This window comes from Vibrio sp. 99K-1 (assembly GCF_013114585.1).
Classification (GTDB): Bacteria; Pseudomonadota; Gammaproteobacteria; order Enterobacterales; family Vibrionaceae; genus Vibrio; species Vibrio chagasii_B.
On record NZ_VTXF01000004.1, the window covers coordinates 140,325 to 166,036 of the forward strand.

The 25,712-nt window shown below is 46.7% G+C and carries 30 protein-coding genes; 5 read left to right on the forward strand and 25 right to left on the reverse strand.

All coding sequences use genetic code 11. The features are described 5' to 3' along the window. Positions 1-2: 2 nt before the first annotated feature. The 5 genes from F0228_RS04680 to F0228_RS25785 form a co-directional block, all read right to left on the reverse strand. Positions 3-1,301, reverse strand: coding sequence for a flagellar hook-length control protein FliK (locus F0228_RS04680; protein WP_171730266.1), 1,299 nt, complete (start codon positions 1,299-1,301; stop codon positions 3-5). Between the two features lie 2 nt (positions 1,302-1,303). Then, entirely contained in the window at positions 1,304-1,603 is a 300-nt protein-coding gene (locus F0228_RS04685) for a hypothetical protein (RefSeq protein WP_061031960.1), read from the reverse strand. Then, positions 1,587-1,991 carry a flagellar export chaperone FliS gene (gene fliS, locus F0228_RS04690; RefSeq protein ID WP_171368039.1) on the reverse strand — a complete coding sequence of 135 codons (405 nt, stop codon included), beginning with the start codon at positions 1,989-1,991 and terminating at the stop codon, positions 1,587-1,589. Before fliS ends, F0228_RS04685 begins: the two co-directional genes overlap by 17 nt. A gap of 10 nt (positions 1,992-2,001) precedes the next feature. Continuing rightward, entirely contained in the window at positions 2,002-3,324 is a 1,323-nt protein-coding gene (fliD, locus tag F0228_RS04695; RefSeq protein WP_171730267.1) for a flagellar filament capping protein FliD, read from the reverse strand. A gap of 95 nt (positions 3,325-3,419) precedes the next feature. Beyond that, on the reverse strand, positions 3,420-4,604 hold the full coding sequence (locus F0228_RS25785) for a flagellin (RefSeq protein WP_081090315.1): 1,185 nt from the start codon (positions 4,602-4,604) through the stop codon (positions 3,420-3,422). A 165-nt stretch (positions 4,605-4,769) separates the two neighbouring features. Here F0228_RS25785 and F0228_RS04705 point away from each other — a divergent pair, with 165 nt between their 5' ends. Further along, complete coding sequence (locus F0228_RS04705) at positions 4,770-6,857, forward strand: flagellar biosynthesis protein FlhA (RefSeq protein ID WP_171730268.1); 2,088 nt, start codon at positions 4,770-4,772, stop codon at positions 6,855-6,857. Positions 6,858-7,029: 172 nt separating this feature from the next. Here F0228_RS04705 and F0228_RS04710 read toward each other — a convergent pair whose 3' ends face one another. From F0228_RS04710 to F0228_RS04805, 20 genes are all read right to left on the reverse strand, one after another. Then, positions 7,030-7,545, reverse strand: a complete 516-nt coding sequence (locus F0228_RS04710; RefSeq protein WP_105058589.1) for a glycine zipper 2TM domain-containing protein — start codon at positions 7,543-7,545, stop codon at positions 7,030-7,032. A 180-nt stretch (positions 7,546-7,725) separates the two neighbouring features. Next, on the reverse strand, positions 7,726-8,433 hold the full coding sequence (gene flgA, locus F0228_RS04715; RefSeq protein ID WP_061032390.1) for a flagellar basal body P-ring formation chaperone FlgA: 708 nt from the start codon (positions 8,431-8,433) through the stop codon (positions 7,726-7,728). A 13-nt stretch (positions 8,434-8,446) separates the two neighbouring features. Next, complete coding sequence (locus F0228_RS04720) at positions 8,447-8,866, reverse strand: hypothetical protein (protein WP_105058590.1); 420 nt, start codon at positions 8,864-8,866, stop codon at positions 8,447-8,449. Next, positions 8,856-9,143 (reverse strand): flagellar biosynthesis anti-sigma factor FlgM, encoded by a 288-nt coding sequence (locus tag F0228_RS04725; protein WP_061031954.1) that lies wholly within the window; start codon positions 9,141-9,143, stop codon positions 8,856-8,858. The genes F0228_RS04720 and F0228_RS04725 overlap by 11 nt, the downstream gene beginning before the upstream one ends. A 61-nt stretch (positions 9,144-9,204) precedes the next feature. Next, positions 9,205-10,212, reverse strand: a complete 1,008-nt coding sequence (locus F0228_RS04730) for a hypothetical protein (protein WP_171730269.1) — start codon at positions 10,210-10,212, stop codon at positions 9,205-9,207. 13 nt (positions 10,213-10,225) lie between these two features. Further along, positions 10,226-11,230, reverse strand: coding sequence for a FliG C-terminal domain-containing protein (locus F0228_RS04735; RefSeq protein ID WP_061031952.1), 1,005 nt, complete (start codon positions 11,228-11,230; stop codon positions 10,226-10,228). A 32-nt stretch (positions 11,231-11,262) separates the two neighbouring features. After that, complete coding sequence (gene fliF / locus F0228_RS04740) at positions 11,263-12,936, reverse strand: flagellar basal-body MS-ring/collar protein FliF (RefSeq protein WP_061031951.1); 1,674 nt, start codon at positions 12,934-12,936, stop codon at positions 11,263-11,265. Positions 12,937-12,950: 14 nt separating this feature from the next. Further along, positions 12,951-13,226, reverse strand: coding sequence for a flagellar hook-basal body complex protein FliE (gene fliE / locus F0228_RS04745; protein WP_244268250.1), 276 nt, complete (start codon positions 13,224-13,226; stop codon positions 12,951-12,953). 128 nt (positions 13,227-13,354) lie between these two features. Further along, complete coding sequence (locus F0228_RS04750; RefSeq protein ID WP_171730270.1) at positions 13,355-14,254, reverse strand: OmpA family protein; 900 nt, start codon at positions 14,252-14,254, stop codon at positions 13,355-13,357. Next, positions 14,251-15,135 carry a flagellar hook-associated protein FlgL gene (gene flgL / locus F0228_RS04755; RefSeq protein ID WP_061031948.1) on the reverse strand — a complete coding sequence of 295 codons (885 nt, stop codon included), beginning with the start codon at positions 15,133-15,135 and terminating at the stop codon, positions 14,251-14,253. The genes F0228_RS04750 and flgL overlap by 4 nt, the downstream gene beginning before the upstream one ends. A gap of 10 nt (positions 15,136-15,145) precedes the next feature. Then, positions 15,146-16,525, reverse strand: a complete 1,380-nt coding sequence (gene flgK / locus F0228_RS04760) for a flagellar hook-associated protein FlgK (RefSeq protein ID WP_116871140.1) — start codon at positions 16,523-16,525, stop codon at positions 15,146-15,148. Next, complete coding sequence (locus F0228_RS04765) at positions 16,525-17,043, reverse strand: rod-binding protein (protein ID WP_105058597.1); 519 nt, start codon at positions 17,041-17,043, stop codon at positions 16,525-16,527. Before F0228_RS04765 ends, flgK begins: the two co-directional genes overlap by 1 nt. Then, positions 17,043-18,170, reverse strand: coding sequence for a flagellar basal body P-ring protein FlgI (locus F0228_RS04770; protein ID WP_171730271.1), 1,128 nt, complete (start codon positions 18,168-18,170; stop codon positions 17,043-17,045). The genes F0228_RS04765 and F0228_RS04770 overlap by 1 nt, the downstream gene beginning before the upstream one ends. Continuing rightward, positions 18,170-18,892 carry a flagellar basal body L-ring protein FlgH gene (gene flgH, locus F0228_RS04775; RefSeq protein ID WP_081090314.1) on the reverse strand — a complete coding sequence of 241 codons (723 nt, stop codon included), beginning with the start codon at positions 18,890-18,892 and terminating at the stop codon, positions 18,170-18,172. The genes F0228_RS04770 and flgH overlap by 1 nt, the downstream gene beginning before the upstream one ends. Before the next feature lie 47 nt (positions 18,893-18,939). Beyond that, positions 18,940-19,725 carry a flagellar basal-body rod protein FlgG gene (gene flgG, locus F0228_RS04780; protein ID WP_102423980.1) on the reverse strand — a complete coding sequence of 262 codons (786 nt, stop codon included), beginning with the start codon at positions 19,723-19,725 and terminating at the stop codon, positions 18,940-18,942. Positions 19,726-19,736: 11 nt separating this feature from the next. Beyond that, positions 19,737-20,471 carry a flagellar hook-basal body complex protein gene (locus F0228_RS04785; protein WP_105058600.1) on the reverse strand — a complete coding sequence of 245 codons (735 nt, stop codon included), beginning with the start codon at positions 20,469-20,471 and terminating at the stop codon, positions 19,737-19,739. Between the two features lie 4 nt (positions 20,472-20,475). After that, a complete protein-coding gene (gene flgE, locus F0228_RS04790) occupies positions 20,476-21,702 on the reverse strand; it encodes a flagellar hook protein FlgE (protein WP_061031943.1) in 1,227 nt (408 codons plus the stop codon). 159 nt (positions 21,703-21,861) lie between these two features. After that, entirely contained in the window at positions 21,862-22,530 is a 669-nt protein-coding gene (locus tag F0228_RS04795) for a flagellar hook capping FlgD N-terminal domain-containing protein (protein WP_171761948.1), read from the reverse strand. A 37-nt stretch (positions 22,531-22,567) separates the two neighbouring features. Further along, positions 22,568-22,996, reverse strand: coding sequence for a flagellar basal body rod protein FlgC (gene flgC, locus F0228_RS04800; RefSeq protein WP_008223411.1), 429 nt, complete (start codon positions 22,994-22,996; stop codon positions 22,568-22,570). 20 nt (positions 22,997-23,016) lie between these two features. Next, positions 23,017-23,364 carry a flagellar basal body protein gene (locus tag F0228_RS04805; protein ID WP_008223413.1) on the reverse strand — a complete coding sequence of 116 codons (348 nt, stop codon included), beginning with the start codon at positions 23,362-23,364 and terminating at the stop codon, positions 23,017-23,019. Between the two features lie 171 nt (positions 23,365-23,535). Here F0228_RS04805 and F0228_RS04810 point away from each other — a divergent pair, with 171 nt between their 5' ends. From F0228_RS04810 to fliQ, 4 genes are read left to right on the forward strand one after another with little or no spacing between them, the layout of a single operon-like run. Next, the gene (locus F0228_RS04810) at positions 23,536-24,303 is read left to right on the forward strand and encodes a FliM/FliN family flagellar motor C-terminal domain-containing protein (RefSeq protein ID WP_061031941.1); all 768 of its coding nucleotides are present in this window, start codon (positions 23,536-23,538) and stop codon (positions 24,301-24,303) included. After that, positions 24,296-24,679 carry a FliM/FliN family flagellar motor switch protein gene (locus tag F0228_RS04815; RefSeq protein WP_008218033.1) on the forward strand — a complete coding sequence of 128 codons (384 nt, stop codon included), beginning with the start codon at positions 24,296-24,298 and terminating at the stop codon, positions 24,677-24,679. Before F0228_RS04810 ends, F0228_RS04815 begins: the two co-directional genes overlap by 8 nt. Before the next feature lie 26 nt (positions 24,680-24,705). Next, positions 24,706-25,446 (forward strand): flagellar type III secretion system pore protein FliP, encoded by a 741-nt coding sequence (gene fliP, locus F0228_RS04820; RefSeq protein ID WP_171761949.1) that lies wholly within the window; start codon positions 24,706-24,708, stop codon positions 25,444-25,446. Then, positions 25,443-25,712, forward strand: a complete 270-nt coding sequence (fliQ, locus tag F0228_RS04825; protein WP_008218029.1) for a flagellar biosynthesis protein FliQ — start codon at positions 25,443-25,445, stop codon at positions 25,710-25,712. Before fliP ends, fliQ begins: the two co-directional genes overlap by 4 nt.

Here is a 25,712-nt window from a genome sequence, read left to right on the forward strand (position 1 = left end):
GTTCAGACCCTCGCTATGTATGCTTGGTATTCCAAAACATACTCTGGTTGCTCTTGCGCGTGATCATCACTGGAGGACGGACGTTCTTGCTCTAAGGGCTGATTTTGTTGCTTCGACTCAGGCTGGCGATGAGTCGGCTGGTCGAGAACGATATTTACCTCAGACAACTCTGAATTTTGCGAAGTCAATTCGTGTCGCAAACGCTCCGATGTCGCCAAGATGGCTTCTCTGGTTAGCGCAGATGACGCACTCATTTGGATGTTAACTTTGTCACCGTCCATGCGGATGTACATCTCGACCTTGCCTAACTCAGGTGGATCAAAACGAATTCGAGCCGCCTGATTTAACGTATCGAACTGAAGCTGGATCTTGTCTCTCAAGACTTGATGTATCTGCCTTTGGCTCTCTAAACTAAACTCTTTGGTCGCCTCTATCATCGGGGCCATCGCCCTAACATGGCTACTATCACTGGTAGTATTAACCGCTTCAACTAGGGGCAGCCCCGTTAACAGCGGTGTGTTGGAAATAGCTCCTAATTTGAGGCTTGCAGGAGTGGCGTTGAACATTGAGCTGGCCATCTGATGATTAGACGACAAAGCAAGCTCAGAGGAGGTGTAACTATTGGGCGTGTGACCAACAAATGAAGGCGTGCTCGCTTGCCAATCAGTCCCTGAATACTCCACGCCTTTAGAAAACAATAAAGCGCTGCTCGTTGAACCGAATTCAAAACCCGCTCCCCGTCTTTGATTCATCAATTCCAACTGCTGGGTAACAAAACGAGCAATCGCACTTAACTGCGGTGGTTGAATCTGTGATTGCAACACAAGCTCTTGTGTCGAATTGACCGACGGCACCGCCGCTCTATCACTCAGGTTCAACCCTTGCGCTTGTAATTCCAGTTGAGCTAAAGGTAAGTAAGAGTGAGTGGTATCAAGCTCAGGATTCAATAATTCAGAATTAGATAGTTGTGAGTAAGAGAGTACCGAGTGAGAAACACCAGCTATGCCTTCAGAAGAACGGGAGGTGGTGAGATAAGCAGGATCTGGAGAGCTTGCAGCCATAGACGAACTCACCTGGTCGAGTACCGAAAATAGCGACTGAAAAGACTGTGCAAGAGGCGTCATACGTATCTCGCCCAGTTCTGAAGCCAATCGTTCAGAAGCTAAAGGATCAGAAGCTAAGTGGTCAAAGACTAGAGGCGCCGATAACGTACTCGCGGTGTTACTTTTCACTGAAGAACTTGCCGTCGACAGTAAATCCAAACTGCCTCGATAAGACGACGTTTGTGCTTGCAATTCCATAATTACTCTCCCGCTCTGACCTGTGTCTGAGCATAGGCTTTGTCACGTTCACGTAGACTGATATTGTTACTAAGCTGCTGTTTTAATATGGCTTGCTCATGGTTCACCAAGATTCGGCATTGCTCATGAACCACCTTAAGTCGCCTAACGATAACAACATAGTCAGGGTGCGACTGTTCAACGGTTACAAGCACCTTTTTCACTAGCAGGTTAAGCTTCGCGATCTCAGCAAATTTTTTACGATTTGCTGCATCCTCTAACTTACTGACAAGACGTTCTAGCTGTTTAGGACTGGGCTTCATCAAGCCACTCCATGGCACCTTCCCAACCCTCTTTCAGATCGGTCACGACGCCAATCAACTTAACGATCAGCTCGGGATTCATCTCTTTTGATGCCTCAAATACAGTCGCTATGGCGTGCTCATATAAGGCGTGTATGTTTTGAATAAGCTCTTCCCCGGTCGATAAATCCAGAGACGCATCGAGCCCGACTAAGATATCAATCGATTTTTGTGTTGCTTTGGATTTGAGTTCCAAGTCTTTGGTTTCAATTGAGAATTTGACACTTTCTAACTCTTGAATCAGTCGCTCATGTAACATACAAATCAATTCAAAGCTCGACGACACTGAAGCATTCGCCGTCACTTGAACATTGGCATAATTGGCTTGCTGCTGTTTCCCTAAAAGCATGTGTTGCTCCTTAAATCGTGAAAAGTCCAGATACCGAATCCAATTGACTACTGAGTGAGTTCAGTTGAGTAAACTGAGACAAGTAGCGGTTGTAGTAAGTCTCATAGCGAGTATCGAGCGCCGCTAAGGCGTCATTAATGCGGCTCTTTTCATTGTCGAGCGTATCTATTCGTCGATTGAGGGAGCCGTTGGAGAAGTCGATATAGGTTTCAAGTTTGCTTTCAAACGCTTCAAAAACTCCACCGCTTCCGGTAAATAGCGTTTCAAAATCAACCGTCGCTGCCGCACTTTCGAATTTGCTAGAGTCCAGGCTAAGCTTGCCATCACGGTCGATTTCGAGCCCTAACTCAAACAAGCGAGTACCGTTGTAATCATCACGAATAACGCTAGCCAGTTGATTTTCAATGCTGCGCACTGCGCTATCTGAAGCCAACACTCCCCTTGCTTCATCCTCATTACCAGAAGCAGTTAGGTTAGTGATCTTAGTAACGGCACTGTTATAGGCGTCGACAAATTCTTGTAAGGAAGCCACCGTGTCAGAGAGATCATCGCCTATTTCAATCTTTGTCGCTGAATCTCCGGTGTTGTTCGCTTTAGTCAGCGTAAGGTCGACCCCATCGATGAGCGATTCAAAGGTATTACTTGAGTTAGTAAGTTGAGTTCCAAACTCACCACCGAGTGCGATCACCGCATCTTGGGCGGTTTGCATGGGAGCGGCGCTTGCTGTCGCGACGACTGTGTCCCAACCACTTGCTGCATCTGCAGACAAAGTAAAAGCAGCGTCAGCACCCTCATTTTCAGAACCAAACAGCACTTTCATCGCCCCTTGCGACTTAACGAGAGTAGCTTGAATAGAACCGTCAAATTGATCATTGAAGTAACTGACAAACTCGCTATACGTAACATCACCACTTACGTCAGTGTCTGCATCCATAATATTGATGTCTGTAGTAACGCCGTCTTGAGTGACAGAAAATACACCTCCCGACGCCATCACATCATTTGAATCGACCGAGTTGGCATCAAAAGCCACTTGATGATTGGAAGCCATCTGTTGCACAAAAACATCTAAGTTGATGTCATTCACACCAGAATCGACGGAGAGAGAGAAATAGTCATCACTCGATGTCGAAGTTGACGTTTGAGTGAGACTGGAGCCCGGTTTCGTAAATTCATAGATCTTGTTTTCTAAAGATTGAAGGGCCGTTTTAACTTTACCGATAGCGGATGTTTTAGAAGCAATCATCGACAGCTTTTGGTTATAACGAAATTCAAATGGCTGCACGTCTAAACTGGCAAAATTACTGGCTAACTGAACCGCGTCAACGTTCATAACCCTTCCCCTTAATTCTATAGGAGGTACAGCTCTACCCTCCTAGTGTTCGGCTATGTATGTAGCCGTTACTGCGAAAACAATTACTGCTCAAACTAGCCCAGTAGGCTCATCGCCAACTGCGGCACCATCTTCGATGCACTCAGCATAGAAGCACCTGATTGCATAAGCATTTGAGACTTACTCATCATGCCGGACTCATAAGCAAAATCGGTATCCATAATACGACCTCTCGATGTATCGAGGTTCTCTGTGATATTGCCAAGATTGGTAATAGTGTGATCTAAGCGATTGATATTTGCGCCAAATTTGGCTCTAGCCTCACCAATATTACTGATTAACGTGCTCATATCATCAATTGTTGAGTTAGCTGCACTTTGTGTAGAGATAGACAAAGTACCTGCGGTTCCGGCCATAAGATCTGCATACTCTGTACCAGCACCCAACGCTAGCCCTGAAGCTGCCGTGTCGTATATACCCCCAGCACCAGCATTCGCCGCAATACGAGAACTGACACTTATTGCGATATCGTCAAGCACGATTGCTAAATCAGCTTGTGACGTCCCTTCGTCCAATTCAGCTTTAGCCTTCAAATCGGCAAAATCATCATAGGTGCCTGTAATACCACCAGCATCCACACCATCACCTAATACTGTCGTGGTGGCTCCGGTAGCGAAGTTATCCGCTTCAGCCTGAAAGTCGGCACTCGCTGCAGCTCTCTGCTCAGCAAACACCGCATTAAAGCCTGTAGTAAAGCTTGAAACGCCACTCAACTCTTGGTTTAAATCTACATCTAATGTATTCGTAGCTTTATCACCAATTTGAAAAGTTACACCACCTGCGACTCCGAAAGAGTCGACTCCGGTCAAAAGCGATTTACCACCAAAACTGGTATTGTTAAAAATATTAGATAACTCACTTGCAAGCTGCCCAAACTCAGCATCCAGCGCCTGGCGGTCGTCATCAGTATATGTACCATTAGCCGCTTGCGTTGCTAAGTCACTCATTCGATAAGCAATATTGGTCATTTCATCCATTGCACCTTCTGCCGTTTGCATCATAGAGATCGCATCTTGTGAATTTCGCATTGCGACATTCAAGCCTCGGCTTTGAAGATTTAATCTGTTAGCAATTTGCAAACCCGCCGCATCATCCGCAGCTGAGTTAATTCGAAAGCCGGTGGACAGTTTTTCCATTGATTTAGTTAACGCATTGTTGGTCGACTGCAATGTATTTTGAGTCACTAAGCTTGCGTAATTTGTATGTACTGATATAGCCATCTGATGTTCCCCATCTGTGTTTGCTGTTCACTAACTGTTAACGACAGAGGAAAATTTTCATTTCATATTTTTCGAAAAAAGATCACTAAATTTAAAAATAGCAAGACTCAAAAATGAGAAGTACGTAAAAATATCCTAGTATATTAATCAACAATATTCATAATAATGGTTGTTATGAGACACGTATTTAATGCAGTGGCTGCAAAGCTAACAATTCCAATTGTGTTGCTCATGATCTTGGCGATGGTGATTTTGCCGCTGCCACCTATTCTATTGGATGCGTTTTTTACCTTTAACATCATGCTTGCCATTGTTGTCTTACTGGTCAGCAGCACCGTTTCGCGAGTGCTTGATTTCTCTATCTTTCCATCACTATTACTTGTCGCAACCTTGCTTCGATTAACTCTTAACGTCGCCTCTACTCGTATTGTTCTACTCGAAGGTCACAATGGCGGAGATGCAGCTGGTAAGGTCATTCAATCTTTCGGTGAAGTGGTTATCGGCGGGAGCTACGTTGTCGGTATCGTGGTGTTCGTGATCTTGATGATCATTAACTTTGTGGTCATCACCAAAGGTGGCGAACGGATCTCCGAAGTATCTGCACGCTTTACTCTGGACGCCCTACCAGGGAAACAGATGGCCATTGATGCTGACTTGAATGCCGGGGCTATCGATCAGAAAGAAGCGAAAACTCGACGTTTAGAAGTAGGAGAAGAAGCGGAGTTCTATGGCGCAATGGACGGTGCCAGTAAGTTTGTTCGTGGTGATGCGATTGCCGGGCTATTGATTCTATTCATCAACTTAATCGGTGGGGTGCTGATAGGCATTTTTGAGCACAACCTCAGCGCAGAAGCGGCTTTTCAAACCTATGCCCTACTAACGATTGGTGATGGTCTGGTTGCTCAAATTCCATCGCTGTTACTGGCCACCTCTGCCGCTATCATAGTGACGCGAATCAGTGACAACGATAACGACATGGCGCAAACGGTCAAAAGGCAGTTACTTGCGTCACCGAACAACTTATACATGGCAGCAGGGGTTATGTTTGTTATCGGTAGCGTGCCAAACATGCCACACTTAGCCTTTTATACCTTTGCCGTCTTACTAGCGTTTGTCGGCTGGAGACAATCGAAATTTCAACATGTGACACCCGAGACCAGCCCCGATTTAGATACGCTTCCTCAGCCCCATCAAGAAAACACCATCGACTGGAGCATTATTCCCAACGTCGATGTGATTGCTTTGTCGTTAGGCTTCAAGCTGGTTCCTTTGGCGAGCTCACAAAAGGGCGGTAACTTGATTAAAAGTATCCGTGGTAGCCGAAAAACACTCAGTGAACAAATAGGCTTTGTGATGCCAGAAGTGGTCATCACCGACAACCTTTCACTCAAGCCTTCTGAGTATGCCATTAGCATTGATGGTGATGAGATTGAGCGTGGTGAGGTGTATGCCGATAAAGCGATGGCAGTCGGCAACCATATTGACCACCCCGATCTGGATGGCATTGTTGGCATCGACCCTGCCTATCAGCTTCCAGCCCTATGGATTAAAAAAGGCGACAAAACCAAGGCGATCAACCATGGATTTCAGGTCATTGAAGTACATGATGTTATCGCGACCCACGTCAGCAAAGTATGCAGCGAACACCTAGACAACATCTTCAATTACGATGATGTAAAAGCCCTCAACCAACGACTTGCTATGCAGCATCCTGAGCTTGCAGAGAACCTAGCGAGCGTCATTAGCCCGAACCTACAAATGCAGGTCATCCGTCAGTTACTGGCTCAACAAGTGCCTATCATTAACGTAAGGACCATCGCTAATACCATTATTGAAAGCGTCGACACCATAAAAGACCCAATATTGCTGTCATCTAATATCCGGGTCGCGTTAAAACGAACCATCGTCAATTTGATCTCGCCAAACAGCAAGACCATCCATGCTTTCATTATTGGAGCAACCTTAGAAGGTGAATTGAAAGGCGCGATCTCTTTGAGTCAGCAAAGCGACCCCAATATCCCTCTCGACTCGATTCCTGTTGAACCGACTATCTTGCAAAAGTTCCAAAACCGCATGCCGACCATAGTACAAACCATGCAGAGCCAAAACCTGCCACCGGTCATAGTTGTGCCGCCTACGACACGCCCAATGATCGCCAAGTTAGCAAAAGCCTTTGCCAAAGAGCTGATTGTGTTGAGTTACAACGAGATCCCAAATGAGTATGGGTTGAACGTATTGGGGGATGTGGAATAAGTCATAAGAGGCAAGAAAGAAGCCCATCCAAGCTCAAGAAAGCCTATTGATGGACCTCTTTACCCATTGACCTTCCCGCGAAGCCAATGAATGGTAAAACACGCTGACTAAAGAATGGGTTCACCATTCACCATTCACCATTCACCATTCACCACGCGGGAATCTATTCATCCTATTGAGGTAAGACAACCTGACCTGAGACGATTGGGAAAGTGTTTATGGTTGGCTTTTTAGCCAAACGTACGGTTGTCGAGGCACCGCCAATTTCGTAAGTCACATCGTATCCATCAACTTGTGTCGATGTGGTGTATTCGGTGCTGCAGCGTTGCTCAGTGGTCGTTATTGTATCGTTTTTCTGTGCGTTATCTTGAATCTTACGCCCTGTCATTGCACCTGCTACCGTGCCAACGGCAGTCGCGATGGTTTTTCCTGAGCCACCTCCAACTTGGTTGCCCAAAGCTGCCCCAGCAGCAGCGCCGCCGATCGTGCCTATAATCTTGGCTTCATCTTTCACCTCAGCTTGTCGAGTAACCAGCACATTGTGGCAAACCTGATGAGGAGTCTTGACCGATTTAGTGACGGCCTCAACTAACGTAATATTGGCAAGTGTTGGGGCAGAAGCTTCCTCTTTACACGCTGAGAGTGTCACTACGGTTGTTGCTGCCATTACCACTGCTTTGATTTTCATTGTCTTTCCTTAATTATGTTTTTGTATCGGAGGGCATAATAAGGATTAAAATTAGTGATATTTCAGCGGTGAATGAATTCTATGTCATTGTCTGGTGAAGAGTCAGAGCCAGATAATCACACTGTAAAATTATTATCATGGCGTGGTGATTTACTATACAAACGTAGATTACGGGAGGATTTAGAATACTCGAACTCTATTTTTTTCAATGACGACGCCGCGTAACAACTTTCCAGATTGTTGGTTCTTAATTGAGACCGTATCGCCTATCAGCCCACTTTCCAACGCCATTCCTAACGTTTCTAAACGGATACTTTTCGATTGAAAAACCACATCCACAGCGTGCCCCTTTTCAACGTCATAATCCAAATACATAGAAGATGTAGTCAATAAATCGCCCTTGTTTACTGAGCGCTTGATTTTGCTGCCAGCGATTTCGTTAGCCTTGAAGAACACTTTTTGGTCTTTGTAGAGTTTGATAGGTTCAATCGCAATATCGTCATGCGTCAGTCTTTGGCCCTTCTTAAGCGCCTTATTGGCTGTCGCAGTCCAGACGGTTATTGTCGACGTGGAGGTCGCTGAAAGGGTCCATCTCTCTGGCTCACAGCGCACGTTCCACTTTTGTTTACCAAGCTTGATTTTACTTCTGTGCGTGACTTCAACCGACTCGCTACACTGTGGTAGCTGATGAATAGCTCGAGAAAAGCGAATCTGAATATCCAATTGATACTGCTGGGGATAACGGTAACGAATGGTTTGCTCAATGAGCGATTGGATTTGAGTGGAAAGTTGTTGTTCAAGAGTAATGTTACCGACTTCTGCGCTCACCTTGGTCACATAACCAAGGGCGAACAGCCATGTACTAGCTAGCTTTAATAACTTAGCCATACACCGCCTCAACCTAAACATTGACCCTTAGTTGATGCTTACCAAGCGCCTCTTCCATTGCTTGATGCTGCATCACCATGACGCTGCCTTGGCGCGCCAACTTAGTTTTGCACTGCTTGATAGTCAGCTCAATTTCCGCATCCAAAGTTTGAACACGTTGTAGTGCTTTTCCTTTGAGCCGAGCCTGCATACTTTTTGCGTACTGTCTGTCTTCACACCCCAGTCGCTTGGCCAGAGCAAATCGCTTATCGTCAGCGTCTGCTAGCCGTTGAGTCAGTGACGTGAACGCTTGATTGAGCGATTCCAGCTTCTGATACTCGCGGTTTAATATCGCCACACGAATGTCATCTAGACGTGCAGACAACTCGCCTGACAACGCCAGCACATGCTGACCATAGGTAATGTAACCAATCAGGTCGCTTCTACGTTCCATGATCCAGTCTCGTAATGACTTTCGCTAGTTCATCCATATCAAACACTAACTCTCCCGCGGAAATTTGCGCTTTAATCTGCTCGACTTTAGCCGTATCGATATCATCTACACCGTCAAAAAGGCTCTTGGTATTATCGAGTAACTCCACTTCATGTTGAGAGAGGTTAATCGGCTTCACCTTCGCTTTTTGATCCGGCTCTGTCTTTTTGTTTTGAACCACATCTACCTGAGTATGAGGCACAACGTGTTTCACATTGTCGACCTTAATTTGACTCATCTCTGCCTACCCATTTTGCTGCACTACTAATTAACTATAACGGCAGTATTTCGTCTCTGTTTCACCTTTTTCTCAATAGTTTGATTACATTGTCTCTGGTTGGCCCGCTAAAGCCGCGATGAATTGACTTCAGCGACAACTCTGGATTACTCACTAACTGATGTTTAAAACTGCCTAATTTGTGCAACTCTGGGTGTGAACAAAACGCGATAAGCTGGTCAGCTTTTTGCCTTTTCATTTTCAACATCTTCGATAATGCCAAATACAGTTTATTGACCCGTTCAAGTAAAGCATCGATTTGTTGATTCGAACCCGGCTCATTGACCAACAAGCGACTGATGTCGTCCAACACCGGATAGCGAGCTTGAGCCTGTACCGCAATCGGTGGTCCTTCAGCATAGCGACCACCTTGGCCCGAAACAAAGACCTGCCCATCCCACAATCGCCATTGTTGGTCTCGAATGCCGATCACGAACTCTTGTTGTGCATTAATTCTGAGCTGCAAATGCGCATAAGCAAACATCATCTTGAATTGTTCTAACAATACCTCTCTGTCTTCAGAGCGTTCAAACGCCAACGGTATCAATCGGTTATTGATGTACAGAGAGACAACTTCATCACGAAACCGCTCTCGCTGTAAGTCGAGCCCTGGAACCGTGAACTCGATAAAAGGGTTATCGCCTTGAATCGGCGCAAAACTTGAATCCACCACATAGTCACCAAACAACCGTTTCTGACTCCAAAACACCAGTTTTTTCTTAATCACATCGATGTGGTTAGCTTGCTCAGGGCTGTATTGATTCAGCTCTGCCAATTGGCGCAACTTAATCAATTCACTCGCCACGGTTCGTAGCACTTCCCCAGCCATCATGAGCCTGCTGTACATTTTGTGAGAGTCTGCGACTTCAGCAATCAGCTTAGGTCTTTCTTGCAAGTTCATTTGCACCATTTGCTGTCTAATGAGTGCATTATTCGGCTTGTTGCTGGTCAGCTTTTCTGGCTTCTTGATCTTTCCTGTCGTTGTCGGATTCACCTGATTCTTGCGCTGCGTAATACCCGTGAGTTTCATACTACCTCTCCAATTAGGTCAACCTTGGCTCGTTAGCAAAGTTCAGCTTGATGATCTCTTCCGATTGCATTTGTTTGACGATTTCAATGATATCTTTACGTGCTTGCTCAACCTGGCTGACCGGCACCGCGCCAATGCGCACCAAGTTTTCTTTGAGCTCTGTCGATACCCGTTGCGGCATGGAGTTAATGATGTAAAGACGGCAATCTTTATTGGTACCTTTCAGAGCATAAGCCCATTGCTCTAGGCTGACTCTTTCATTAATCAGGTTGATGGTCTCTAGGTCTTGATTAAATAGGGTAAAGAAATCAAACATCGCCTCTTCCACCAGCTCTGCGGCTTCAGCGTCTTGATCATGAAGGAATTGGAATAAATTGCTTTTGTCACCGGAATAACGGTTGATGAGGTTCGCGACAACTTTCGAACCTTGCAAGCTGGCAGACCCGCCACTGTGATAATTGATTTTGCAGCGATCGATAAGGTCTTTGAGTGTCTCCATCAGACCAGAGGTGAGTACCTGCGTCTTAGATATTTGCAGAATTAACGCATGGCACTCTTCTTCCTCATATTCATCCATGACACGGCTGCTGTATTCCAAAGGGAGGTGGGCAATCAACAGCGCTTGCAGGTTGATGTGCTCTTTTTTAAGGTCATTAACCAAGAGCTCCGGAGGAATCCACGCCAACTTTTCAGCATGTGAGCGGATCTCGTCACCATAGATCTCCGATACAAGATCTCTCGCTAAATTACCGTTTAACGTCTTTTCCAACACATTGGTGATGTATTGTCGTGTCCCGCCGAGAATCCCGGAGTGCTTACGAAAATCATCAAAAAAACCCGACAAAGAGACCAAAGCATCCTTAGCTTTAATGTCCTTCATCTTGCTCATGGCGTGCGTGATCTGTTTTATCTCTTCGTGGGTGAAGCCTTTGAGTACCTCAGAACCGATGTCTTCTCCCATCGTTAGCACCAACATCGCAACGCCGTCCACTGATTGATAGGTTTGTTTGCCATCCATGCACCTTCTCCTACTGACTTTTATTTGGTTCGTTATGCTTGTATCCAAGTACGTAAAATTTCAGCCACCCTATTCGGATCCTCTTTTGCGATGAGCTTGAGGTGTTTAATTTGAACTTCGAGTGGGCTATCTGCAGATGGCAAATTGTCATCGAGCGCTTTAATGCCGGTTGCATCAATACCTAACGATTCCAGTTTAGATTGCAATGCAGCATCAGCGGCACGCTCCTCTTTGGTAATGACGTCATCGTATTCCATGCTTTCCGCTTCCAACTCTTCTTGCTCCGCTGACTTAGTGAGATATTGAGCAAGAGGTCTCAGCACCACCATGATCATCAAACCACTGAGCATCACACCAAGTAGATATTTAAGAGGCTGCATAATATGCGTGTTCTCAAACCAAGCGACCGGGGCTTGCTCTGGAATGCCGGCAATCACAAAAGGGAAGTGAGTGGTATGAATACTGTCGCCGCGCTCGGTATTAAAGCCTATTGCTGAACGAACCACATTCTCAACATTAGTAAGCTCTTCAGGTGTCCAAGTTTGATTGGGGTTCGCTAAATCGTTGACCACAATAGAGACTGATAGGTTTTGCAATACACCTTGCTGGTGCTGAGTATGGCGAACCTTGCCGCTCACCGCATAATCACGCGATGTTTCACTTCGATTAACCTTGGCGTTGGGCTCTGGTTGAGGCTCTCCATCGGTCACGGGGGGGGTGTTACTCAATGCCCCCGGAATACCGAGCGCCATCGAAGACTCGTTCATGTCACTCAGTAAGGTCTCTTTTCGGACCACGGGATCAGCGTAGATCTCTTCTGTTTCTTCCACCTTAGAGAAATCAATATCACTGGCAATTTGCACTCGAAAATTAGCCGCACCGAGGATCGGAGTCAGCATATCGGTCGCTTGAGCAACCAAGGTTTTTTCAAGGTTACGTTTGTAATCGGATTGCTTGCCTGTCGTCACGGTAATGTCCCCAACCGTCGCGTCATTCGATAACAAACGACCGTGTTGATCGACTACTCGCACATGTTCCGATTTAAGCCCTATCACCGCACCAGACACCAAGTTAATGATTGACTCAACCTGCGTCGGCTTGAGGTCCATTCCATTGATAATATGAACAATCACAGAGGCTCTCGGCTGCTCAGCATCATCGCGCATAAACAGGCTTTCTTTGGGTATCGCTAAATGAACACGAGCTAAGCTCACGGCGCTCATGGTGGTGATACTGCGTGCTAGCTCGCCCTCTAAAGCATGGCGATAACGAGCGTTTTCCATAAACTGACTTTCACCAAGGCTCTTTGAGCTATCCAGTGAATCAAAACCACTCGGCAATTGTTCTTTTAAGCCTTTCGACGCCAATATCATCCGGATCTTGGCGACATCGCCTTCGGGAACCAGTATTTGTCCATCGTCCTGACTCAGTTGGTAACGTATTGATTCCTCGTCCAACATATGCAGCACTTGGCTAGAGTCGAAGTTCGCCGATTTACTATAGAGAGGTCTAAACCTTTCCGATGACGTCCACAACATAATCACGATGATCGCCGCTGTGATCGTCGCAAAAATAGTGATGATAATGACGTTGCGCTGTGAACTCTGCCAAAACATGGTGAGCCAACCAGAGGCTTCCGTGAGCTTCTCTTTAGCTGCTCCCATATTGTTGGTCAACGCGGGTTGAGTATCTGCTTCTCCTGCCATCGCTAATCCCTAGCCTAAATTGGCATTTTTATGATGTCTTGGAAGTTAGACACCATCTTGTTGCGCACTTGCATTAATGCATTGAATGAGAGCTGGGCTTTCTGAGATGCGACCGTTGCTCCCAATAAATCATCGCTTTTTCCTAACTCAACAGCGGTGATTTTTTCAGATGCATGAGACTGGTATCTATCCACAGTATCGAGCACACTTTTCAAGGTGTTGCTGAACGCCAGTGAACTGTCCGATACCGGATTTACCGCGAGATTGTCATGCGTGATGCCTCTCAACATGTTTCCAGTGACAGCTTGGTTAGAGAATGGATTACTGGCAACCTCTTGCTGCTGCTCTATCTTCCCTAACATGGCTTGTTGCATTTGGACTGCAGTCATCTTTTCCATTATTTACCCTCGCGGTTGCATCACTTGCGTACTAACCGAATTTCTACGCGACGATTCTTATCCCGGCCTTGCTGAGTCGTGTTGTCGTACTTGGGATAACGATCACCATGGCCACGTATCTCAATCATTTGCTTTGACACGCCATTGCCCATGAACCACTGCGCAACGTCCGATCCTCTCTGCTTCGAAAGTTGTAGATTAGCGACAGAATCACCGGAGTTATCGGTGTACCCATCAATCAGAATTTTAATGATTCTCGAGTCTCGTTTAACCAAGGTACTGATGTCGTTAATGGTGCGTTTCTGCCCTTCGGTGAGGGCCACCGCACCCTGTTGAAAGCGCAGTTCGACTCGACGTGCATGTTGGAAATTAACCGGCGGCAAGCCATAACGACATTCATTGAATTGTTCTAAAGCTGGCTTAAAGTTGGTGGTTGGGAAATAGACATCAAAGTCCATCGCATTGACGTTAAACCAAGCGCCACTCGCCATATCATCCAACATCAAGGTGGCGCCATCATCAGTCACCAGCGCCGCCCCTTGCTTGTTGACTCTTTCAATGGTGGTTGTGGTGTAAGACTGGGACGTTCCCCATACCGGCTCAGTGGTATTGAATGACGTTGAGGTCGGAAGCGAGCGCACACCTCGCTTTTCCACTCTGACTTTCATCGGGCTTGCTGCCAACAAAATGAATTGCACTGAAAAGCCAGTGTGGGGGTCGAAAGAGTTCAGTTCACACATATCAACAGACTCAGAAAACCGCCACTCGACGCTATCGAAGGGAACAATGTAGCGCTGCGCCAAAACCGGAGACGACATTACTCCCCAGCTTATTAAACATGCACTCAGCACCTTGCCAAGTCGACGTCGAAAAGCAGAAGAAATGTCTAAGCTAGCGCTCTCCCAAAAGTACTTATTCATAACAGGTCAAATAGTGAAATTCCGGCAACACGCGCAAAGGTTTTTTGCGTCGCTTCTAGCGCGATCATGCCTTGGTTAAGTTCAACGGATGCCTCTGCATAATCGAGTTCCTCTAGCTCAGAGCGAACCGTTTCTGCAAAGAACACCATATCGATGCTGGTCTCTTTTAGCCTTTCTAATGCGTTGTATTGACTCCCGATGTCGGTTAATGAAACCAACAAGTCTTGATGAAGCGCTTGGTTGGTATTGAGCGCGTTATCCAAAGCTGTTGTAAATCCCCCGGTTGCTAACTCCAACTCTGCTATCGCATTGTCTAAGTCAGTAAAAATTGCACTGCTACCTATGGTGTCGGTGATGGTTAAGTTACTCGGCACGTACTGATTATCACCCACCTTAGTTTCGCGATAATCTGAATTGGGATTTAAGGTATAAGGCGGTGCAGTATCGATTGCTGGATTGCTGATATCGGTACCTGAAAAGAGATAACTGCCATCATTGGCTTGGTTCAATGTGTTCAACATTTCCGTTTTAAGTGACTTAAGTTCGAGCACGATTCCCGCCCGACTTTCCGCATCAAGAGTGCCGTTTTTCCCTTGTAGAAGCAGTTCATTCACTTGTTGGGAGAGCGACTCCAGCGTGTTGACGTTAGTTTCGTAGCGCGTCAGTTGTGACTGCACATTTTCGATATTTCGCTGGTACTGCTGATTATCAGAGACTGTCTTTTTTAATCCCTCAAGGCGCACTGCGGCAATTGGGTCGTCGGATAAATGATTGATCCTCAGCCCAGTCGACATTTGCTCAAAAACTTTGTTCAAGCGGATGTTGTTGTCCATTAATGAACGCTGCATCACCGCGTTAAATTGGGAGTCCGTTACACGCATCACTTTTCTCCTAGAATGCTCTTAGCAAGGTCTGGAACATCTGATTGGCCGTGCTAATAATTTTCATATTGGCCTCATAAGCGTTGAGGTACAGCAGCATGTTGGCGGCCTCTTCATCGGAATTAACCGCACTGACACTGTCTCTCGCCACTTGTGCGTCTTCCATGCTCACTTGAGCTGCCGTTGCTTCGCTCTGTGCCTGGCGAGTGAAAATACCGATATCACCGAGTAGCCCTGAGTAAGCGCTGTAGGGTGTTTCTCCCACCACAGAACCATTGGTTAATGGTGTTTGTGACAGCATCGATAGGTCTTTCAACACATCGCCATTTCCGGCAAGCGTTGCACTCGATGAAAAGGCTAAGTCTTGTGCCGTGAGGCTAGGATCAATCGCCAAAGATAGGGCTTCACTGCCTGGGGTGTAAGTAAACAAGTTCTGACCCGCCACACTATTGAGGTCAAACCCAGAATTTAATGCCGAGTTCACACCGTCGGCCAAGCCTTTGGCAAGATCTGCTAGCAGTGTTTTGATGGGTTCATATTGATTCGTTTTTAGTGCTTCGAGCGCTCCTAACTCTCCACCTAATGAAGCATCAACAGGCGTTGTCATTGACTGAAAGGTGATATTCAAATCCGTGCTGTAAGGGTCGCCACTGGATAGGTCTCGCGCAAGCGATGCGGCATAGCCACCAATCACTAGAGGTTGGCCGTTTGGTGTAGAAAGTTCGACGCCGCCATTGGTGTAGATCACCTGAACATCGAGAGACTTAGAGAGTTCATTGAGGTGTTTATCCATCGCATCTTGTAAACCACCAACGTTCTTGCCTAGCAGCGCATCTTCTTGGAGCTTTTGGTTTAGAGAAGCGATGCTTTCTAATTGACTATTCACATGGGTAACCAGAGCACCATAGCGCTCACTTTGCGCGGCTTCTTGCTGGCTCAACTGGGCAGATACAGAGTTAAACTGTTGCGCCAAAGCGTCAGCATTGGTCAGTACTTGCTGGCGAAAAGCAACACTTTCGGGGGTCACACTGGCCTCATCAATGGCAGCAAAAAATCCGTTCATCCCCTGTGTCAGGCTCAGCCCATCCGCCCCCAATAAGTTTTCCAAATTGGAGAGACCATTGAAGTAGCTCTGGCTAAATTGGGCAGATTCCGTCGCTTCTCTTAATCGATTGATAGACGATTGATCGGCAATGCGCAGGATATCGCTCACCTCAACACCAGATCCTAAATTAATACCATTTACGGCATTGCCCGATAAACTGGCTTCCATGGTCACTATTTGACGGCTATACCCCGGAGTATTCACATTAGCGGTATTTTGCGCCGTCGTATTGAGCGCTACCCGGTTGGCGAGCGCGCCACTTAACCCGATGTTGGTCATACCCATTACTGATTCTCCTTATCAAAAGGTCGGCCCATAACTTGTGATGACAACTGTTTAAAAATCATCTCGGCTAATCCGAACGACGATTGACGGCTGATTCGCTGTGCAAGTTGAGCATCTAGCATGCCCTGAAACATATCGTCTGATTTCATCGACAACGGATTATCTTTGTCACTAAGCGCTTGGCTGGCAGAGCGCATTCGGGTCAGCATTTGTTGTAAAAACAACGCCTCAAACTGCTGTGAAGCCGCCAATAATCCTGAAGCAGAATTGTCATGCTTTAATTTAGCAAGCGCGTTGTTGTCCAAGTAAAAGTTGGTCATTGCTTGGCTCGAACCAGAGCTGGCTTTCGCCATGTGTCCTGTTTCAGGCGCTCTGTCCATCATTAATCTTTCAAATGGCTGTGAATATTCAGCCTGTTTGACCGACGCCGCCATTTTGGGACTATCCAGTATTGGCGCCGCATAATGACTTGATATTGGTTCAAGCGCCGCGTGAGTCACAGCCGTTAGATTCGTCATTAAATCACCACCAAGTCCCCGTTAATGGCACCCACCTCATCGAGTGCCTGCAAGATCTGCATCAGCGCTTCCGGCGTCGCTCCAATGTTGTTAATCGCATCAACGATCTCTTGCAGATTGGTCCCTCTCGGCCAAATCATAGTGGTCCCATCTTCTTCATCCACACTCACTTGTGAGTTCTGAATAATTGCGGTTTCCCCAGCAGTATTGAAAGCACCACCGGGCTGAGAAACGGATTGAGATTCCAGTATTGTCACGGTGATCCCACCTTGGCTGACCGCCGCTTCAGACACCGTCACATTCTGGCTGATCACCACTGTTCCGGTGCGAGAGTTGAACACCACCTTAGGCAATCGGCGGCCCTCTTCAACCTCAAGTTCTTGAATCATGGCAACGAACATCACTCGGTCTTCGCTATCAAGCGGGGCAGAGACTTGGATCTGACCTTTATTGAGCGCTTTCGCTACCTGACCGCCAAACATCTTATTAATGGCTTTGGAAACATTAAGCGCGGTTTCGTAATTCGGTTGTTTGAGCTGCAAGCGTATCGTTGGCTCTAAATCAGCACCGGTCGATACCTCACGTTCTAAGGTCGCACCATTGGGAATACGCCCGACGGTCGGAGTGTTTCTTGTAATGCTGGTTCCGTTTTCACCAGTGGCATTGAAGCCACCAACCACAAGACTGCCTTGTGCTATGGCGTACACTTCGCCATCAATACCTCGTAGTGGAGTGAGCAATAAGGTGCCTCCGCGCAAGCTTTTTGCATCCCCCAATGAAGACACCGTCACAGTCAGGGTTTGACCTGCACCTTGGTGAGGTTCCACCATGGCTGTGACACTAACGGCAGCGACATTTTTCAGCTTAGGGTTAGTGGAATCATCCAGTTGCACCCCAAATTGTTTGATCATGTTAACTACCGATTGTTGCGTGAACTTCACTTGCGATTTATCGCCAGACCCGTCCAAACCCACAACTAACCCATAGCCAATAAGTTGGTTTTGTCTATCGCCATACACCTCGGCGACTTCTGCAATTGGTCGTGCCGCATCTGCCGAAGAGATAAACCCAAGCAAACACCAAGGCAGCGCCAATGAGGTTAAGTAGAAGCGAATTAGGGCACTCATTAGAATGGCATCCATGGCGAATTGAAGAACTGTGTCAACCAACCAGCAGTGTTGGTATCAGCAAACGAGCCGCGGCCAGCATAAGTAATTCTTGCATCGGCAATTCGCTGGGAAGAGAGTGTGTTGTCTGCCTGAATATCATCGACCCGTACATTGCCAGTCAGACGAATGTATTCATCTCCTTGGTTAAGCTTGAGCCACTTCTCTCCTCTTACTCTAAGCACACCATTGGGCAAGACGTTGTACACGGTGACAGTAATAGAACCCGATAAGCTGTTACCTTGTTTCGAGGCAGCTGCGCCATCAAAATCTCGCGTGGCATCAACAGAAGCGCTCACGTCTTCAAAGGTCTTGTTGCCCAATGTAGGCGCGGTGATGTTAGCGCTGGAATCTTTGCCATATTGGGTTGAAGCACTCTTATCTGACTCTGTTTTTTCATCCAACAACACCGTTAAAATATCGCCCACACGGTACGCTCTTCGATCTTGGAACAAGGTCATCGAAGTCGTTCCCGTATAGAGGCTACCTTTACTGACTCTGGTCACTTGATAGTCCAGCTCGGGCGGTGCATACGCTTCATCATTTGGCGATGGTGGAATAAAATCGTCTTGGCGACCAGCACAACCCGCCACCATCACCACCAGCAAGGTAACTACGGCGAGATAATAAATCGCACCGATTGCATACGGCTTACCCAACCTTGGCTTAATTGGCTTTTCCATGTCAGATCTCCCTAGCAACCATCGTTATTCGCTCGTTAAAGCAAGAGCTATGATTGCTGCGCGATGTACTGCAGCATCTCATCGGCTGCGCTGACCATCTTGGCGCTCATCTCATAAGCGCGTTGGGTGGCGATCATATCAACCATTTCTTCCACCACCTGTACATTCGATCCTTCAAGTGCCCCTTGTTTTAACTGGCCTGAACCTTCTGTTCCTGCGACGAGCTCGACCGCTTCACCCGAGCCTTCCGTTTCAATAAATAAGTTTCCCCCTTGAGCAGAGAGCCCTGCAGGGTTCATGAATTTCACTATGGTGATTTGCCCTAGATCTTCAGGATTCACTTGGCCCGGTATCGTAGCGCTGACCACACCATCAGCAGTAATACTGACCAGAGTTGCTTCTGGAGGAATGACGACTTCAGGGATCAGAGGATAACCTTGGGTATTAACTAGCTGGCCATCAGAGTTGGTTTGAAACTGACCATTTCGGGTATAGAGCAGCTCGCCATCTGAGTTCTCAATTTGAAAGAAACCATCACCTAGAATAGCCAGATCAAATTGTTGGTTGGTATTCTGGATATTCCCTTGAGTAAACACTTTCTCGGTGCCGACCACTCGAACACCATTACCGAGCTGAATCCCCGTTGGATGTTCATTAAGCTCTGTGGTTTCGGTACCTGCTTGCTTATCAACACTGTAAAAAAGATCTTCGAACACCACTCGGTCTCGCTTAAAACCCACCGTATTGATATTGGCAAGGTTGTTCGAAATCGCCGTCATTTTTGCATCCTGTGCGGCCATCCCTGTTTTGGATATCCATAAGGCACTGTGCATAATTCCCTTCCTTAAGCTTTGAGAAGCTTATTGCCTATCTGAGCGATTTCATCCGCTGATGCCATCACTTCAATTTGCATTTCGTATTGTCGAGTCAGCGACATAATGCTGACGAGCTCTTCTAAACTGGAGACGTTACTCGCCTCTAAATAACCAGAACGAACCTGAACGCTAAAGTCTTCAGCCAGAACCTGACCGCCTTTAGGAACAAAGTGACCACTCGCATGCATCGTCATCTGTTCGTTCTCGGGCTTAACCAATTTAAGCGCGCCAACCTCTAGCGACGCCTCACCACCAATCGGGGTAATCGACAACAATCCATTCGAACTCATCGACACAAACTCAAAGTCTGGCAACACCATGGGGCCATCAGTCGACATCACTCGACGCTCACCAAGATAGAGTTGACCATTACCATCCAATCGAAAATTGCCCGCCCGCGTATAGAGCTCGGCAGGTTCATCTTCTAACCCTTCGAGCGTAATAAAGCCGTCACCATTGATAGCTACATCCAGTGGTCGCTCGGTGCGTATATCTTCACCTTGGGCAAAGTTATTGATCGAAGAGTTGGTTCTGGAGGTAACGGAAGTAAGAAAGCCTGAACCTTCAAGGCGCATTGGTGTTGAGTGCTCCATCAAGGCTTTAAAACCAACGGTGTCCGCATGGGACAAATTATTCGCGCGTACGTGCTGAGCGAGCATGGTTCGCTCAGCACCTTTCGCTGCACTAAATAGAATCGGATTCATAGTGCTACACCACGTTGAACAAGGCTTGTGTCAGTTGATCCGATGTCGATATCGACTTGGTATTGGCTTGATAGTTACGCTGAGCCGTCATCAAGGCCACCAGTTCAGACGTCAGATCGACGTTGGAGCCTTCGAGCGCACCGGAAGTCAAATCCCCGAACACACCACTGCCCGCAGTACCCAGAACAGGCGTGCCAGAACTAAAGCTTTGTAACCAAGCGGTATCACTGGTTTTGATCATGTTTTGAGGTGAAGCAAAGTCGGCAAGCACAACCTGACCTTGCAGTTGAGACTGACCATTGGTGTAGGTGGCAAAGATACGGCCATCGTTTTCCATTCGCACACTGGCATAATCACCTGAGGTGTAACCATTTGGGCTATTTTTGGAAACAACAAAGTCACTACCAAACTGGGTGACTGCGGATAGATCGATGTTCACAGTGACACTGTTTGCCCCATTGGCAGGATCAAAACTGACGGAGTAGTTACCGCCCGATGAGATGGTGCCATCGGCATTAAAGGTAAAGTTTGCAGTATCCGTCGCAGTTGGCGAAGCTGCGGGAATTAAGGCATCGGCGCCATCAATCGCTTTACCATCAACCAAGACATGGACATCCCAATCATTAGACGCACCTTTGACAAAATATTGGCTCACCGTATGTGGGTTACCCAAAGAGTCATAAACTGGGGTGGTATAAGAGTGGTTGTAGGTGGATGAATCACTATAATCAAATGCGCTGGCGGGAACCTGCTCTCTGGCATCGAGATTGGCAACAAACTCAATGGCATCTGTTTCCCTAGCCTGCAATGATGCAGTACTTATCTGCACCGTGCCTACCGAACCGAGCAATAAATTGTTATTACCATCAACCGAGTAACCTTGTAGGGCCGCACCGCTGTTCGCAGTGATCACCCCATCAGCATTCATGTTGAAAATACCAGAGCGGGTATAGAGAGTTTGCCCTTTACTGTCTTCAAGCACAAAGAAGCCATTGCCACTTAATGCCATATCCAGTGAGCGCCCGGTTCCTGTTACCGTTCCGCTTTTTTCAAAGTTTTGCGAAACCCCCACCACTTCAACACCGCCAGCTTCACTGCCACTGTAAACGGACGCAAATTCGGTTCTCGACTCTTTAAAGCCCGTCGTAGAAACGTTAGCAATATTATTGGAAATGGTGTTCAGCTCCGAGTTCGAGGCATTTAGCCCGCTCAGTGCAATACTAAAACTCATAATGTCTTCCTCTTCACGCTAAAGAGGCTATCTCCGTAGATTCGAACATCAGCGGAGAACGACAGCCGCCATCTTACTTACTTAAAAGAACTAAAAAATACAAACCAAAAACCGGCAAAGCCGAAAATGTAGCGAAAGTTATCTAACTAATTAAAAGCCTTACTCATTTGAGAAGGCAGCCACGTCATAAAACGCGACCATGCCAACCCCTTTAACCTGCAAGTGACTGGTGCCACCTATCAAAGGTGTCGTTACATGTTCCACCTGGCCATGCTGATAAATCGATGGCTGGTAATCTTGTCCACTGTCCAATTTGATACGCATCTGATACTCACCGGTTAGCCCCATGGCTTGCGCATCTAATGTGTAATCCACTCGCCCTGCGCTGTACGGACCAAGGTTCATCGACTTAACGTTGCCAAGCGAATCGACTAGCTCGAGCATCACGGTATTCGATGGCGCCTGTAACTCAATGTACCCCGTATGCTGCTCAACACCCGATGCAGACAAACGATCACTTTTTACCGTCACCGTTTTATCAATCAATGCGGCGGTGCTAAGCACTTGTAAGTTATCGAGCATTGTCGAATTATTTTGCGTCAGTTGAACCAGGTTTTCCGTACTTTCAACCTGAGAGAACTGCGCCAACTGTGCGACATATTCCGTGCCATCAGTTGGGTTAAGTGGATCCTGATTTTCAATCTGAGCCACCATCAAAGTAATGAACTCATTCTTTAATGCACTCGCACTGTTCGGATTATCTTGAGGGGTCATCGTTGACGCAGACTCAATATTATTGACCTGCGCAGCACCGGATATCGTTGTCATGGTGTCGTTCCTCTGGGGTCATTGGCGAACAGTTGGATTAACTGCGCCAAAGCCCCATCAATGATTGTTGCATCGACTTTACGTTGCCGAGCACTTCTACGCTGGCTTCAAAACTACGGGTAGCCGAGATCATGTCAGCCATTTCGTTAACGACATTAATGCCAGAGTAATAAACATACCCTTCGTCATTGGAGAGAGGATTGTTGGGCTCGTAACGCCCTTCCATCATTGAGGAGACTTCAACAACATCGGCAATGCGAATCGGCACTACACCTTGCTGTTGAGTTTGCTGTGCATTGAAATGGTTATAGACCGCTGAGAAAATCGGTTTCAACGGTTTATAGACTTGTGATGGGTCACCAGATACGGAATCGGCATTCGCCAAATTACTGGAGATAGTATTAAGCCTAACGGTCTGTGCACTCATCGCTGAGCCTGCCGTCTCGTAGATACCTAAGAATGCCATGATGTCCCTACCTAATTCACTTATTGTCCTTTGATGGCAGACTTTATCCCGTTGATCTTAGACTGCAAAAACGCAAGGCTCTGATGATAATCCATCACATTTTTCGCGAACCTAGCTTGCTCGTTTTCTAGCTCAACAGTGTTGCCATCTCGTGTTCTTTGCACAGGAATCCGATATTGAGCCGCCGTACCTATGTACCAGTCTTTTGAGTGACCAATACCACTGAGTACCGCCTCAAATCTGAGATCCATCGCTTTGTAATTAGGCGTATCCACGTTAGCAATATTGGAGCTCAATACTGCCGCTCTGTCCAAACGAAACTGCACCATTTTGGGGTGTACCCCAAGTGCATCGTCTAAGTGAATCATTGCCCTAGCCTCGTCGTTGTTTGGCCTTAATCCTTATCAGAAGTAGGCCTTTATCTTTTTATATTTTCTCTCGCAACCGAAGTTGAAATGAGATTGCTTTAACCTATAGTTAGGATTAATTAGCGTGTCAAATTTGAGAATGACCGCAAAAACCAACCATTGGTACTTGACATGAAGAAATTATCATTGACTGAATTCGGAAATCCGAGCATAAAAATGCGTAAGTTTCTGTTAAGACATTCAAGCCATTTCTCAACAGAAATTATTGATATTTTTAAATTTAACTTTGCGGGCCGTCACGTCAAAGCCACATTTTCAGAAGCGCGCCGACCACCAGCAAACAGCATCAAAACCGTTCTTCATATTGAGGAATTTGGACATGTTTTTTTCTTTATTTCACCCCAAGCTGCCGATATTCTGCTACACAAGCACCTCAACAACCCATTACCACTCAAAAAATCTAAGCGTAGCAACCCCGATATTGCGCTAACCCAAACCCACCTAAGGCTTTTTCAAAAGTTCACCATGGCGATCACCAACGCGCTGACTGCCGATGCCAATCACTACGCTATTGAGCACACCGACCATCAGCCCTCTGATATTGGCGTCACCATTACGTTTGAGTTTGACGACCAGCAACTCGATGTGACCTTCATGATCGACAACAAGTATGTGAAAAAGCTGCGCGACATGATGGAAAGTAACGAAACATTTGATCGGGAAGAGATACTCGACAACCTGCGTTATCAACCCGTCGAATTAGGGTGCGTCATGCTTCACAAGCAGTGCACACTGCATGAGCTTTCTCAGCTGAAACCCGGAGATTTTATGCCCATGACCCTATGCAAAAACCTAACAGTCAAGGTCAACGGGCACCCAACTTTTTTTGGCAAACTTCAATCCATAAACTCTGAACTGGGAGTCGAAATCGATGGCTAACGACAAAGAGACACGTAACATTGACAGCTCAATGAGCGACCTAAACCTGCATGATGAATTGCCAGATCTTGATGATTTAGATCTGGATGATCTTGCCGACGACATCGACCTTGGTGCCGACAAAGAGCACGTCAGTAACATCTCTCTGCTCAAGAGTATTCCTGTCGATATCACCGTTGAGGTTGCACGCAAGACATTGATATTAGACGAGCTACTGAACTTAAAGGCAGGCAGTGTTGTGATGTTGGAAAAACATGAAGGAGACCCTGTTGATATCAAAATCAATGGCACCGCATTCGGCACAGGGGAAATCGTATCCAAGAATGGTCAGTATGGCGTGAGATTACTGAGCATCATCAAGAAGCCAAGTAAGTAAAGCCTTTGAGTAACGCAAAGAATACGATGTCTAAACCAATATTCTTCACGCTCGCTTTGACCTTATTTGCGGGCGCATCGCACGCAGAAGGGCTGACGATTCTCAGTGAAACCACCACATCTGACGGCACAGAATACAGCGTTAAATTGCAGATTCTGATCCTGATGACATTACTGAGCTTCGTTCCAGCTTTCGTGATTATGTGTACTAGCTTCACACGAATTGTCATTGTTTTGGCCATTTTAAGGCAAGCGCTTGGCCTACAACAAACACCGCCAAATCAGGTGCTTGTGGGGATTGCCCTGATTTTCACTTTGCTGATCATGAGGCCAGTTTGGACCAAGATTTACGACACCGCTTACATTCCATACTCAAACGACGAAGTGACCTTGATGGAAGCGTTAGCCACCGCAGAAAAGCCACTACGTCGCTACATGCTCGACCAAACACAACGTAAGGCACTCGAACAAGTCTCCAAGATAGCAGGAGAAGCCTCCATAGAGTCAGATCAGGATATTCCCTTCTTAGTTTTACTGCCGGCCTATCTGCTGAGTGAGCTAAAGGCCGCCTTCCAAATCGGCTTTATGTTGTTTTTGCCCTTTCTTGTCATCGACTTAGTGGTGGCGTCTGTCCTGATGTCGATGGGGATGATGATGTTGTCGCCCTTAATTGTCTCTCTGCCTTTTAAACTGCTGGTATTTGTCATCGTCGATGGTTGGGGCTTACTCATGGGTAGTTTAGCCAACAGTTTCTGGATAAGTGGATGAGCCCGGAAGAAGCCGTCACTCTAGTAAGCCAAGCAATCTGGCTGATCATTCTTATGGTGTCGGTTCTTATCGTGCCTAGCCTGGTCGTGGGTTTGGTAGTAGCGATTTTCCAAGCAGTCACTCAAGTCAATGAACAAACCCTTAGCTTCCTTCCTAGGCTGCTCGTGACTCTGCTATGCATCATTCTTGCGGGTCACTGGCTATTACAAGAGATCAACGACCTATTCTTGTTTATCTTTAATACGATACCAAGCAAGGTTGGCTAG